This is a genomic window from Bifidobacterium sp. LH_450, assembly GCF_056356715.1.
Genome location: NZ_JBKEUU010000001.1, coordinates 595804 through 608883 on the forward strand (window position 1 = coordinate 595804; position 13080 = coordinate 608883).

General features: G+C 64.0%; 8 protein-coding genes, 2 rRNA genes and 1 pseudogene. 2 read left to right on the plus strand and 9 right to left on the minus strand.

The window, feature by feature from the left end; genetic code table 11:
• Positions 1 to 62 precede the first annotated feature (62 nt).
• From AC1AXT_RS02560 to AC1AXT_RS02575, 4 genes and pseudogenes are all read right to left on the minus strand, one after another.
• Positions 63 to 860 (minus strand): annotated as a pseudogene (locus AC1AXT_RS02560) (methionine ABC transporter ATP-binding protein); the annotation flags it as partial.
• A 22-nt stretch (positions 861 to 882) separates the two neighbouring features.
• Complete coding sequence (locus AC1AXT_RS02565) at positions 883 to 1863, minus strand: MetQ/NlpA family ABC transporter substrate-binding protein (protein ID WP_476552766.1); 981 nt, start codon at positions 1861 to 1863, stop codon at positions 883 to 885.
• Positions 1864 to 1904: 41 nt separating this feature from the next.
• The gene (locus tag AC1AXT_RS02570) at positions 1905 to 2882 is read right to left on the minus strand and encodes a ketopantoate reductase family protein (RefSeq protein ID WP_476552764.1); all 978 of its coding nucleotides are present in this window, start codon (positions 2880 to 2882) and stop codon (positions 1905 to 1907) included.
• A 240-nt stretch (positions 2883 to 3122) separates the two neighbouring features.
• A complete protein-coding gene (locus tag AC1AXT_RS02575) occupies positions 3123 to 4769 on the minus strand; it encodes an APC family permease (RefSeq protein WP_476562920.1) in 1647 nt (548 codons plus the stop codon).
• Positions 4770 to 4970: 201 nt separating this feature from the next.
• Between AC1AXT_RS02575 and AC1AXT_RS02580 the strand changes: the two genes are divergently transcribed.
• Together AC1AXT_RS02580 and AC1AXT_RS02585 are read left to right on the plus strand one after the other, a co-directional pair.
• Positions 4971 to 5654, plus strand: a complete 684-nt coding sequence (locus AC1AXT_RS02580) for a GNAT family N-acetyltransferase (protein ID WP_476540433.1) — start codon at positions 4971 to 4973, stop codon at positions 5652 to 5654.
• 264 nt (positions 5655 to 5918) lie between these two features.
• Positions 5919 to 6503, plus strand: a complete 585-nt coding sequence (locus tag AC1AXT_RS02585; protein ID WP_476540435.1) for a 3'-5' exonuclease — start codon at positions 5919 to 5921, stop codon at positions 6501 to 6503.
• Positions 6504 to 6592: 89 nt separating this feature from the next.
• On the opposite strand, the gene AC1AXT_RS02590 is transcribed toward AC1AXT_RS02585, so the two are convergent.
• The 5 genes from AC1AXT_RS02590 to AC1AXT_RS02610 form a co-directional block, all read right to left on the minus strand.
• Positions 6593 to 8080, minus strand: a complete 1488-nt coding sequence (locus AC1AXT_RS02590; RefSeq protein WP_476540436.1) for a basic amino acid/polyamine antiporter — start codon at positions 8078 to 8080, stop codon at positions 6593 to 6595.
• 270 nt (positions 8081 to 8350) lie between these two features.
• A complete protein-coding gene (locus AC1AXT_RS02595; RefSeq protein ID WP_476540438.1) occupies positions 8351 to 10027 on the minus strand; it encodes a basic amino acid/polyamine antiporter in 1677 nt (558 codons plus the stop codon).
• Positions 10024 to 10983: a histidine decarboxylase, pyruvoyl type gene (hdcA, locus tag AC1AXT_RS02600; RefSeq protein ID WP_476540440.1), complete on the minus strand. Its 960-nt coding sequence runs from the start codon at positions 10981 to 10983 to the stop codon at positions 10024 to 10026. The genes AC1AXT_RS02595 and hdcA overlap by 4 nt, the downstream gene beginning before the upstream one ends.
• Before the next feature lie 389 nt (positions 10984 to 11372).
• Positions 11373 to 11489 (minus strand): 5S ribosomal RNA (gene rrf / locus AC1AXT_RS02605).
• Between the two features lie 191 nt (positions 11490 to 11680).
• Positions 11681 to 13080, minus strand: a 23S ribosomal RNA gene (locus AC1AXT_RS02610); the annotation flags it as partial.

Genomic DNA, 13080 nt, shown 5'->3' on the forward strand with positions numbered 1-13080 from the left:
GCGTCGCAATGGTTCCGTTCGCCTTCCTCCAGCAATGCGATTGCCTCGCGGTGGCTGGCGGCGAACCGTTCGACCAGCCGCCGCGTCAACGCCGCCTGCGGGGCGCCGAAGACCTGCGCCGTCGCGCCGCGCTCCACGATCTCGCCGTTCTCCATGACGGCGACGTCGTCGAAAATGCGCTGCGCCACTTCCAGCTGATGGGTGATGAAGACGATGGTGACGTTGAGTTCGCGGTTGATCTTCTTCAGCAGCGTCAAGATTCCTTCGGTCGTTTCCAGATCAAGCGCGCTGGTCGCCTCGTCGCACAGCAGGATGTCGGGGTTGTTGGCGAGCGCCCGCGCAATGGAAACGCGCTGCTTCTGGCCGCCGGACAGTTGCGACGGGTAGTCGTTGGCGCGGTCGGCGAGCCCTACGATCCCCAGCAGTTCGGCGACCCGTTCGGCCCGCTGCCTTTTCGGCACGCCGGCCGCTTTGAGCGCAAACGCCACGTTGGCGCCGACGGTGACGTTGCCGATGAGATTGAACCCCTGGAAAATAAAGCCGATGCGCTGGCGCAGCTCGCGCAGCTGCTTGCCGCGCACGTCGGTCACGTCGGCGCCGTTGATGAGCACGCGTCCCGACGAAGGCCGTTCCAGCAGATTGATCGTGCGTACCAGCGTCGATTTGCCGGCTCCCGAAAACCCGACGATGCCGAAGATCTCGCCGCGGCGCACCTTCAGGCTTACGTGGCGCACGGCGTGCACTTCGCGGGCTTTGGCGCCGCTCCCCTGGCGGAACGTGACGGAAACGTCGTCAAGCTCGATGATCGGGTCGCCGGGCGAGGGGTGCTGCCGGGCGTTGCCGTCCTGTGATCGTGCCATCGCTGTTCTTTCCTCCTTCCGGTCACTGCCAGGTGGTGGGCTTGCCGAAGTCCTTGAAGCGGCTGTTGGCGATGGCGTCCTTGAACTCGTCGCTGACCAGCAGCGCCTTGACCTTCTTGCCGAAATCGGAGTCGGCGTCCTTCGTGTTGACGACGAACACGTTGATGACGCCTTCGCTCTGCTCTTCGGTGGCGAGCGCGTCGGCCGGGTCGAGGTCGGCCGCCCATGCGTAGTTGCCGGGGACGAGGGAGACGTCGACGGTGTCGAGGGCGCGGGCCAGCTGCGCGGCGTCGAGGGTCTTGAACGTCAGGTTCTTCGGGTTGGATGCGATGTCGTCGACGGTGGCCTTCGTGGCGTCGACGTCGCCGTTGAGCGTGATCAGCCCCTGCTGTTCGAGGACGCCCAGCGAGCGCGCCAGGTTCGAGGCGTCGCTGGCGATGGCGACGGTGGCGCCGTCCTTGATGGAGTCGATCGAGTCGTAGACGTTGGAATAGATGCCCAGGCCCAGCGTCGGCACCTGGCCGAGCGACGTCAGGTCGAGGTTGTTCTCCTCGGTGAACTTGGCCAGGTAGTTGGAGTGCTGCATCAGGTTCGCCTCGATGCTGCCGGCGGCGAGCGCCTTGTCGGGCTGCACGTAGTCGCTGAATTCCTTCGTCGTCAGCTCGTAGCCGTCGTCCTTGAGCAGCGGCGCGATGACTTCCTCGACCATGTCGCCGTACGGTCCGGCGCATACACCGACAGTGATCGAGACGGTCTTGTCGCCGGCCGGCGTGGCGATCTGCGCGGAGGAGTCGCCGCTGGCGGCCGAGTTCGAGCCGCATGCGGCGGCCGACGCGATCAGGCCCAGGCCAAGCAGCGCGGCGGCCGCGCGCCTGAGAGCGCTGCCGGCGCGGTGGCTGCGCTTGCCGGCGGCGACGCCGCTGGGCTGCGTGGCCGCATCGGCGGATGCATTCGCGTCAATGGCGTCGATGGTGTCGATGGTGTCGAAGGGGTGGTTAGTCATGGGATAGTTCCTCTCTAAATCTTCTGAATCTCTGGCTTGGGTCAGTCCACAAGCTCTGGATGGTGCAGCTGGTAGGCGTGTTCGGCCAGGTGCACTTCGTCGGCGACGAATTCGTGCAGCGGGCACGGCGCGCCATGTTCGCGGCCGACGCTGGCGATGTAGCCGTTGATGTAGTCGACTTCGGTGGGGCGCCCGGCCGTCAGGTCCTGGTACATCGACGGGTAGTGCAGCGGGTGCGCAACGCCGGCCGTGTGCAGGATCGTCCCGACTTCCGATGCGCGGGTGCCGGGCAGCCGCACGCCGGCGGCTTCGGCCGCCGTGTACGCTTCGTCGACGAGCCGTTCGGCAAGCCGGCGCGCAGCGGGATGCGCCTCGAATTCGCCGAAGCGGATCTGGAACATCGTGCACAGCGTATTGAGCACCGAATTGAACACGATCTTGCCCCAGCACATGCCGAGGAAGTCGTCCGCTTCGGTCGGGTTGAGCGTGGCCTTGCGGAAGTCCTCGATCAGCCGCGCCTCCACCGGATCGTCCTGCGCACGGTGGCCGTCGTAGGCGCAGACGTTGAGTGCCTTGGCGTGCGCGCCGCCGGTGAAGTTGAAGTCGCCCGGCGCGTAGACGTAGGCGCCGATGAGCGCCGTGCCGCCGTAGATCCGCTCGGCCGGGAAATACTGCGCCAGCTTCTCGAAATGCCCGTACCCGTTCATCGCCGAGAACACGGCCTGCCCAGGCTTGAAGGCATGCGACGTGCGCTCGAGGAATTCCGCGAGCTGCTGCTGCTTGACGAATACGATCCACACGTCGGGGTCGCCGTCGTACTCTTCGGGCGTATACACCCGGATCGGCACGAGGTGGCGGTCTTCGCCGTCCTGCGACACGTAGGCGCCGCCCTGGTGGCGGATCGCGGCGATGTTCGGCTGCCACGTGTCGATGAAATCGACGTCGACGCCTGCGAGTTCCTGCAGCAGCACCCCGAACTGGATGCCCATGCCGCCCGCCCCGATTACCGCGTATGTCATGGCTGGCCGTTCCTTTCCTGCTCGCGCCGCGGGCCCTTCCCGCAGCCGACAGGCACCAACATAACGGCCAATGCAAGCCCCCGCGCCGGCGTGGCTATAGCAAAAATCGAGCCCCGGCATTCAACGGGCTCCATTGCGCCCCGTGATAGCGCGTTCAAACGTCGGTTTTCGCTTCTCCACGCAAAAAGGCCGTCCGGACGCGTCCGGACGGCCTTGCATTGGTCAGGAAAATGGCTTCTATCAGCTTGCCGAGGCCAGCAGGTTGATCTTGTGGCCGCACTTCTTCGTCCACACGAGGTAATAGACGATGCCGATGACGAGCCACACGGTGCCGATGATGAGCACCTTCGCGCCCAGCGACACGAAGATGATGAACGTCACGACGGCACCGATGACCGGGAACACGAGGTGGCGCCAGAACGCGCCGAACGCGTGGCCCTTCTCCTTCATGCCGACGCCCCACAGCACGCAGATGTTCAGGATGCAGTAGGTGGACAGCGCGCCGTAGTTGGAGATCTTCGCGCCGGTATCCATGCCGATCGGGATGATGACGAACAGCAGCACGAGCGTGACGGCGGCGACGAACAGCGTGGCCACGTTCGGCACGCCGGTCTTCTTGTCGACCTTCGTCAGCGGAGCGGGCAGCGCCCCGTCACGCGCCATTACGTACAGGATGCGCGAAATGGCGGTCATGCCCGACAGCGACGTGAACAGGCCCAGCGCCAGCGCATTGGCGATGGCGCACAGCACGCCCAGCCACTGGCCGGCGAGCCCGGCGACCTCGTAGAAGCCGTTGTCGAGATTGCCCTTCATCAGGTTGCCCGACGGATCCATGCACACGGTGATGAAGCTCATGCCCATGTAGAGCAGGCCCAGCACGAGCACGATCCAGATCATGGCGGTCGGCGGCGACTTGCGCGGGTTGACGCATTCGCCGTCCAGCGTGACGATCGAACCGAAGCCGACGAACGACAGCGCGCACAGCGACACGGCGCTCATGATCGAGCTGAAGTCGAAGTTCTTGGCGTCGAAGAACGCCGAACCGGTGAAGTGCGCGGTCGACGGATGCTTGACGATGTACATCACGCCGAATACGAAGAACAGCAGCAGCACGATCAGCTCGGCGATCAGCGCCAGCTTGTCGACGACGACGGTCGTCTTCATGCCGCGCATCGCCACGACGGTGATGAATGCGAGGAATATCAGGCCCCACACCCATACCGGCACATGCGTGTACTGCTCGAGCGCCTCGCCCGCCATGATCAGCATGACGGCCGGGGTGATCAGGTACTGCAGGATCATCAGCCAGCCGGTCACGAACCCGACCGGCCCCGACAGCTCATGCGACGCGTAGATGTAGATCGATCCGGACGACGGGAACCGAGGCACCATCACGCCGAACGACAGCGCGGTGAACAGCATCGCGATCATGCCGATCAGGTAGGCGAGCGCCGGCATGCCCTTCGAGTCGACGTATACGGACGCGAGAATCGAGAACGGCGCGATCGGCACCATGAAGATCATGCCGAAGATGACCAGGTCCATCGTGTTGAGGTTGCGTTTCAAGCCGCCGGTTTTCGGGTTCGGCTTGCCGTCGTCGTCGTACTTGCGGTTGCCGTCGGCGTCGAGTTCATGGCCGGCCGCGTCGGTCACCTTCGCCGGCGTATGCAGCGTCGCCGTCGCCGCGCCCGTGCCCTTGGGCGCCGGTTTCGCGGCAGCTGCCGGTTTCGCTGCAGCTGCCGGTTTCGCGGACGCCGCCGTCCCAGCGGCAGCCGTCCCAGCGGCATTGGCCTGTGCCGGCGCAGCCTTCGCGGCACCCGCCGCGCCTGCCCCCGCACCCGTAGGATTCGCCGCCTCACCGGCGCCATGCTGTGCGTCACCACGCATGATTACTCCTTTTAATACTTCATATAGCCTTACTCAAGTTCATTTCTCACCTTAAATCCGCCCGCCCGGCCCCGCTCCCGTTTTTGTTTCAGGCGCAACGGCACGGGGGTGCCCCCTACGCGCGCACGTCGCGCACTGCGTCTAATGTTGCTTGGCTGGAATACGTTTAGCGGGGCCGAACGTCCCGGGAGAGAGTGCATCATGCTCATTCGACATGCGACCATGGATGACCTGGACGCGTTGGCAACGATGGAAGCGGCCTGCTTCCCTCCCGCCGAAGCCGCCGACATCGAAACGCTCGCTTCGCGCATCGAACGCTACCCCGAACACTTCTGGCTGCTGATCAACACCCACCCGGCGAAGAACGAGGCGTCGTTCCCGGCGCATGTCGAGGAAGGCATGCTCGTCAGCTTCGTCAACGGCCTGTCCACCGACTGCCGCGACCTTGACGACGCGATGTACGCGGACGCGACCCTGCACGACGAGGACGGCGACTGGCAGATGATCCTCGGCCTCGACACCGCGCCCGTCTACCAGCATCACGGTTGCGCCGGCTACCTGCTGCGCCGCGTCATCCTCGATTCCGCGCTCAACGGCCGCAAGGGCATCGTGCTCGCCTGCAAGGAGCGCCTCGTCGAATTCTACAAGGAGTTCGGCTTCATCGACGAGGACCTGAGCTCGTCGACGCACGGCAACGCCGCCTGGCACCAGATGCGCCTGCTGCTCGGCGCCCAGGAACCCGCCGACGGCAGCGAGGACGGCGCCATCGCCTCCAGCGCCGCCGCGACCGACGAGTCGATCCGCCGCGCGATGCGCGAGACGACCCGCTACATCGACTCCGACGAATCGATTACCCAGCAGTTCCCCGCCGTCAGCCGCCGCTAGCGCCAGCGCCCCGCCAGCAAGCTACCCGCAAGCCACAGGTCCCGCACCACTCCTGCACCGTCCGGCAACGCACGCCGCGTACCAACCCCCATCCGCCTGCGCCGGCGCCCGTCGCGCACACTACCTCCACGCCGCGTTCACTGTTTGAACGCGATTGCGAATACCTTGCGAAAGCCTCGCCGTTTCGTTGCCCCCCGCCGCCGGTTTCCGATACACTCGCTTCCAGCAGCGTCACTATCCCCACGCGAAAGGAACGTACCGACGATGGCAGCATACGCGAACTCAGTGCTCCCGCTCCCCCTCGACTATGTCGCCCTCGACATCGAGACGACCGGCTTTTCGCCGTCCACGGAGGCCATCACCGAGCTTGGCGCCGTGAAGATCCGCAATGGCAAGATCCAGGACCGTTTCTCGCGCCTCGTCAACCCGGGCCGCCACATCCCGTCGCGCATCACGTCGCTGACCGGCATCACCGACGACATGGTCGCCGCCGAGCCGGCGCTCAACGAAACGCTTCCGGACTTCCTCGACTGGCTGGAGGACGACCCGATCATCGGCCACAACGTCCGCTTCGACCTGTCGTTCCTCGCGGCCGCTTCCGACCGCTTCGGGCTGCCGCATTCGCTGCAGCGCGTCACCTACGACACGATGGCGATCGACAAGCGCCTCTTCCCGTCCGAACGTCACCGCCTGGCCGACCTGATCGTGCGCTACGGCATCGCCGACACCGAAGAGCACCGCGCCCTGTCCGACGCGACGCAGACCTACCAGTGCCTGGAATGGCAGCGCCGCTACATCGCCGCGAACGCCGGCGTCTCCTCCCACTCCAGCACCCGCTTCCGTTTCTAGTCTTTATGTGAAAAATCCAAGATTCGGTCGCCCGCTGCCGTATCGCACGAATCAAGGAAGTGCGTACGCGGCAGCGGGCGACCGGCGTTTTACGAAGCGAAGATTCCGCTGCCGATCGTGTGGATGACGCCGATTACTCCGGCCACCATGACGATGGCGAGCAGCGCACGCTCGCGGCGCGTGAATACCGGCTCGCGTTCCAGCGTCGGCTGTTCGTACTGCCGCCGGCCGACGATGAACAGCGGCACGCCGAGCGCATACAGCACGCACGCGATCATCAGGTACGTCAGTCCGGCCGAATACACCAGATAGAGCGCGAACAGCGTGCCGCACACGCCGGTCGCCAGCGCCCCGCGCCGCGAAAAGCGGCACGCGGGGTCCCAGCGTTCGCCGGGCCGGGAAATCTTGAATAAATACAGGCAGCACAGCAGGTAGCAGGGCATCGCCATGACCGACGTAATCGAAATGAGCGTATTCCAGGCGGAACCGGACAGGAAGTGGCACACGACCAGCAGCGCTTCGACGACGAGCGCGCTGCACAGCAACGCAACGGTCGGCGCGCCTTTCGCGTTCGTACGCCGGAACGCTTTCGGGAAGATGCCGTCGCGCGAGGCGAACAGCGGCATCTGGCTGAGCATCAGCATCCATACCAGCCATGCGGAGAGCACCGACACGATGACGCCGGCGTTGACGACGACGGAACCCCACGTGCCGAACTGGCGCTGCATGATCGTCGCCATCGACGGGTTGGCCATGCCGGCGATGTCGCTGGAACTGTAGACGCCCAGCGGCAGCAGCGACACGAGAACATACAGGACGAGCACCGCAAGGTAGCCGATCGTCGTCGCCTTCGCGACGTCCTTCTGGCTCTTCGCGTTGCTGGAGATGACGACGGCGCCTTCGATGCCGATGAACAGCCACAGCGTCACCAGCATCGTGCCGGACACCTGGTCCATCACGTTGCCGAAACTGAACCCAAGCTGTGCGCCGGAAGCCGACGTCCCCCAGAAGCCGTGGACGAACGTGGCGAACTGGAACACCGTCAGCAGCGCGATGATGAAGGTGAGCACCGGCACGATCTTGCAGATGGTGCCGACGACGTTGATGGCGGCGCCGGATTTCACGCCCCGCAGCGTCAGCAGGAACATCAGCCAGGTGATGGCGGAGGCGCCGAGGATCGACCACCAGTTGTTGCCGCCGGCGAACATGCCGGGGAAGAAGAAGTCGAGCGTGCTCATGATCAGCACGCCGTAGGCGACCAGCGAGAAGCAGTTGCAGATCCAGTAGCCGTACGCCACGAGGAAGCCGACGAACCGCCCGAAGCCTTTCGACGCGTACGAATACAGCCCGTTGGTCATTTCGGGACGCGCGGCGGACAGGATGCGGAACGTATTGGCGATGAACCACATGCCGACGCCGGTAATCGCCCAGGCGATGATCTGGCCGCCAGCCGACGCCGAGGCCGCCATGTTCTGCGGCAGCGAATAGATGCCGCCGCCGACCATCGCCGAAATGACGATGCCGACGAGACCGACGATGCCGACCTTGCGTTTCGCTGGCTGCCGTTCGCTGTCCAAGATTCCGCCCTCCCCCGCCGTCCAATAAGCCTGTCCCAGCCTACACAACGCGCCGGAATCCCGCCAGAGCCCTGCCAAAGCCCTGCCCCGTCCGAGGAACCGGCTCCTTCCTTTTGCGGACATTCTGGCCCCGGTTCCTCCATGACCGGCGTGTTGAGGAACCCGACCTTCTCCAGGATGGTCAGACTTGGGCCCGGTTCCTCCCAGGACGGCGTGTTGAGGAACCCGACCCGACATCCACGCTTTGGGCTGGGTCGGGTTCCTCTGCAATCAGGAGGTGAAGACGCCGCTCTTGATCGTGTAGAAGATGCCGACGATGCCGGCGACGACGATGATCACGGCGAGCACCTTCTCCCACTTCGTGAACAGGTTCCACCAGCTGGTGCCGTCATGGCCGACCGCCTGGCGGCGTCCGACGATGAACAGCGGGATGCCGATCGCGTACATGACGCAGGCGATCATCAGGTAGTTCAGTCCAGCGGAGTACACGAGGTACAGCGCGAAGATCGTGCCGATGACGCCGGTGGCGACGGCGTTCTTCTTCGAGAAGCGGATGCCCTTCGGCCACGGGTCCTTGACGGCGATCTTCCATAGGAACAGGCAGCACAGCAGGTAGCAGGGCATCGCCATGACCGACGTGATCGAGATCATCGTGTTCCACGCGTTGCCCGACACGAAGTAGCACAGCACGAACAGCACCTGGCAGACGATGGCCGTCCACACGAGCGACGTCGTCGGGGCGCCCTTCTTGTTCGTCTTCGTGAACGCCTTCGGGAAGATGCCGTCGCGCGAGGCGAACAGCGGCATCTGGCCGAGCATCAGCATCCAGACGAGCCAGCTGGAAAGCACGGAGATGATGACGCCGACGTTGACGATGTCGGAGCCCCAGGTGCCGTACTGGTCCTGCATGATCGTGGCCATCGACGGGTCGGCCATCTTGCCGATGTCGGTGTAGCTGTAGACGCCCAGCGGCAGCAGCGACACGAGCACGTAGAGCACGAGGATGACGAGGTAGCCGATCGTCGTGGCCTTCGAGACGTCGCTCTGGCTCTTCGCTTCGCCGGAGATGACGACGGCGCCTTCGATGCCGAGGAACAGCCAGAGCGTCACCAGCATCGTGCCGGACACCTGGTCCATGACGTTGCCGAAGTTGAAGCCGAGCTGCACGCCCGAGCTGGACAGGCCCCAGAAGCCGTGCATGAACGTGCCGAACTGGAACACGGTAATCATCAGCACGATGAACATCAGCACCGGCAGGATCTTGCCGATCGTGCCGATGACGTTGAGCAGCGCGCCGGACTTGGCGCCGCGCAGCGCCAGCCACATCATGATCCAGCTGATAATCGAGGCGCCGATGATCGACGCGATGTTGCTGCCGCCGGTGAACTTGCCCGGGAAGAAGAAGTTCATCGTCGACATGATCAGCACGCCGTATGCCACGAGCGCGAAGCAGTTGCAGATCCAGTAGCCGTAGGCGATGAGGAAGCCGACGAACTTGCCGAACCCCTTGTACGCGTAGGTATACAGGCCGTTCTTGAGCTCGGGGCGCGCCTGCGCGAGAATGCGGAACGTGTTGGCGATGAACCACATGCCGATGCCGGTGATGACCCAGGCGATGATCTGGCCGCCGGCCGACGCCGACGCCGCCATGTTCTGCGGCAGGTCATAGATGCCGCCGCCGACCATCGCCGAAATCACCACGGCAATCAGTCCGATCAGCCCGACCTTCTTATCGCTTCCCGCCGATTTCTTCCCGCTCCCCTGGCCGTCCTTCTTTCCATCCCCGCTGGCGGGGATCGGAGAGGACGAGCGAAGCGAAGTCCGATCCGAGGGGCGGTCAACGGCGCCGCCAGGCGCCGCTCCAACGCTGGAACCAGCTACTGCGCTGGAACCAGCCGCTCCGGCTCCGGAAACCGTACCGGCAGCCGCAGAATCTCCCCTGCTCATGCCGAAATCCCGGTCAGCGACTCGAAGCCCTGCTGCTCAAGCCAGTCGGTCAGCGTCATGTCGTTGAGCGACGCGAAGCCGCTGTCCGGAACGGCGTTGCGCGCGAGCGAAACGTATGGGCCGACGGTGATGGCGTTGCCAATCTGGTTCGGCTTCATCATCGCGTACGAATAGCCGACGTAGGTGCGGTCGAAGAGCACGCCGGAATCCTTGCCGCATTCGACGACGGACCACACGATTTCGCGGCGGTGTTCGTCCAGGTACGCCACCATGTCCTCTTCGGAATCATTTTCGGTCCATACGCCGGCGTCTTCGATGAACAGATCGGCGCAGTAGTCGCGGTCGTTGGACAGCGAAATCGCAATGAAGCTCCAGACGCCGTAGCCTTCGCCATTGTCGATGTCCGGGGTCTGGCCGACCGGCGGACGGTAGGCGGTGACGCCCTTGTTGGCGCAGATGACGTGGCCGCCGGGCACCGGATGGTAGCGGCGGTCGGCGTCGGTGCCGAACAGCTCGATGCCGGCGTCAAGCAGCGGCTTGGCATCGTAGACCGGCAGGTCCTGGTTATTGAACTGGCGCACCTTGAACAGCGGCTCGATGGCATTGTTCTTGATGTCCGGGTGCACGGCGAGGTCGTGGCCCCAGATCTGCCCCTGGATGCCGCAGAACGACGATGCGGTGAGCATGTTGATCTGGCCGACGTAGGCGTCGGCGCATTCGGCCTTGTCGTAAGTGACGATGCCGTCGATCAGCGCATCGTCGGTCTTGTCGACGACGCCGGTGGACACTTTCAGGATATTGACATAGCCGTTTCCGTACGCTCCCGGCATGCCGTAGCCGTCGCAATAGCAGTCATACGGGGAGATTGCGGTCTTGTCGATATGAGGGTGCCGCAGCGTATCGTGACGGTTCGGCGCCACTGCAATCGTGCGGTTGTCGCGTTCTTCGGTAGTCATGGTCTCCTCTTTCGTTGGGAACAACAACGCTCTTCCACCCTACGAAAGAACCAAGGATTCCACCTTTAGAAGAACTCCCACCCGTCTTATCCCGCTTGCCGCCCCCGCTGGCGGTCGGCCGCGAGGGAGCCGTGCCTGTCCTGCATTGCCACCCCGCTGGCGGGGGCCGGAAAGCCGCGCAGCGGTTTTCCGGGGGGTGGTCCCGTGCGCCAGCGCGGGCGGCCAGGCCGGGCATGGAAGAGGCCCCGGATACGGGAAAGGGCCCGGAGGGCCAGACGCCCGGGCATGCGGACACCCCCGGGGGCGCGCAGCGTTGCCGGGGGGTTCCCGGGTATGCGAAGGCCCCCGGGAAGCGTTGCCGCTTCACCGGGGGCCTTCTTGAAGTATAACCGCGGCGGCGTGCTACTCTCCCGCATCCTGTCGGATGCAGTACCATCGCCGTGCCAGGCCTTAGCTTCCGGGTTCGGAATGGGGCCGGGCGTATCGCCTGGGCCATGGCCGCCGCGAAATCCTGATGCGGAACCCGCATCCCCTTGGGGATGGGTTCCGGGTGTCCGGTTTGGGAACCGGATGGTGGACGCGTAGAAGAATGGGATCGGTCTTGCAGTGATTGCCAACAGGGTTCCAATGGAACCACGCTGGCGTGACCCAGTGCCGTTCTGGCCCTTGAAAAGGGCTGGTTGCACGGGAGTCATAGTGTTGGTTGCGGTTCGGCCGTTAGTACCGGTCAGCTCCACCCCTCGCGGGGCTTCCACGTCCGGCCTATCCACCACATGGTCTATATGGGGCCTCACGCGCCTCAAGGGCGCGAGGAATCCTTATCTTGGAGCAGGCTTCCCGCTTAGATGCTTTCAGCGGTTATCCCTCCCGAACGTAGCCAACCAGCCGCGCCACTGGCGTGACGACTGGCATACCAGAGGTTCGTCCACCCAGGTCCTCTCGTACTATGGGCAGGTCTCCTCAGGATTCCAACGAGCGCAGAGGATAGAGACCAAACTGTCTCACGACGTTCTGAACCCAGCTCGCGTGCCGCTTTGATCGGCGAACAGCCGAACCCTTGGGACCTGCTCCAGCCCCAGGATGCGACGAGCCGACATCGAGGTGCCAAACCATCCCGTCGATATGGACTCTTGGGAATGATCAGCCTGTTATCCCCGGGGTACCTTTTATCCGTTGAGCGATGCCGCGTCCGTACGCCGGCACCGGATCACTATCTCCGACTTTCGTCCCTGCTCGAGCCGTCGCTCTCGCAGTCAAGCTCCCTTGTGCGATTACACTCGACACCCGATTGCCAACCGGGCCGAGGGAACCTTTGAGCGCCTCCGTTACTCTTTGGGAGGCAACCGCCCCAGTTAAACTACCCGCCAGGCACTGTCCCTGAACAGGATGGCTGTTCGAGGTGAGACGCCAGATGGGGACAGAGCGGTATTTCACCTTGCGGCTCCACGCACGCTGGCGCGCGCGCCTCATTGCCTACCGCCTATGCTACACAATCCGCACCTGACATCAATACCAAGGTATAGTAAAGGTCCCGGGGTCTTTTCGTCCTTCTGCGCTTAACGAGCATCTTTACTCGTACTGCAATTTCGCCGAGCTCCTGGTCGAGACAGTGGGGAAGTCGTTACGCCATTCGTGCAGGTCGGAACTTACCCGACAAGGAATTTCGCTACCTTAGGATGGTTATAGTTACCACCGCCGTTTACCGGGGCTTGAATTCACCGCTTCGCCACAAGGGCTGACGGATCCTCTTAACCTTCCGGCACCGGGCAGGCGTCAGTGCATATACCGCGGCTTGCGCCTTCGCATGCACCTGTGTTTTTGGTAAACAGTCGCTACCCCCTGGCCTGTGCCACCCCCCAAGGCTCATGGGCGCTAGTCCCAACACCCCAGGGGGTCTCCCTTATGCCGAAGGCACGGGAGCGATTTGCCGAGTTCCTTGACCAGGATTCGCTCGATCGCTTCGGTATGCTCTACCTGACCACCAGTGTCGGTTTGGGGTACGGGCGGCAACGCGCCTCGCGCCGAAGCTTTTCTCGGCCGACGGAACACACCGGATATCGCCCCGCCAAGGGGGCCCATCATCACGCCTCGCCCTAT

What these genes read in the sequence shown, in the direction of transcription:
- AC1AXT_RS02565 (WP_476552766.1), bottom strand. Translation starts at nt 1,863, where the DNA reads ATGACTAACCACCCCTTCGACACCATCGACACCATCGACGCCATTGAC.
- AC1AXT_RS02570 (WP_476552764.1), bottom strand. Translation starts at nt 2,882, where the DNA reads ATGACATACGCGGTAATCGGGGCGGGCGGCATGGGCATCCAGTTCGGG.
- AC1AXT_RS02575 (WP_476562920.1), bottom strand. Translation starts at nt 4,769, where the DNA reads ATGCGTGGTGACGCACAGCATGGCGCCGGTGAGGCGGCGAATCCTACG.
- AC1AXT_RS02580 (WP_476540433.1), top strand. Translation starts at nt 4,971, where the DNA reads ATGCTCATTCGACATGCGACCATGGATGACCTGGACGCGTTGGCAACG.
- AC1AXT_RS02585 (WP_476540435.1), top strand. Translation starts at nt 5,919, where the DNA reads ATGGCAGCATACGCGAACTCAGTGCTCCCGCTCCCCCTCGACTATGTC.
- AC1AXT_RS02595 (WP_476540438.1), bottom strand. Translation starts at nt 10,027, where the DNA reads ATGAGCAGGGGAGATTCTGCGGCTGCCGGTACGGTTTCCGGAGCCGGA.
- hdcA (WP_476540440.1), bottom strand. Translation starts at nt 10,983, where the DNA reads ATGACTACCGAAGAACGCGACAACCGCACGATTGCAGTGGCGCCGAAC.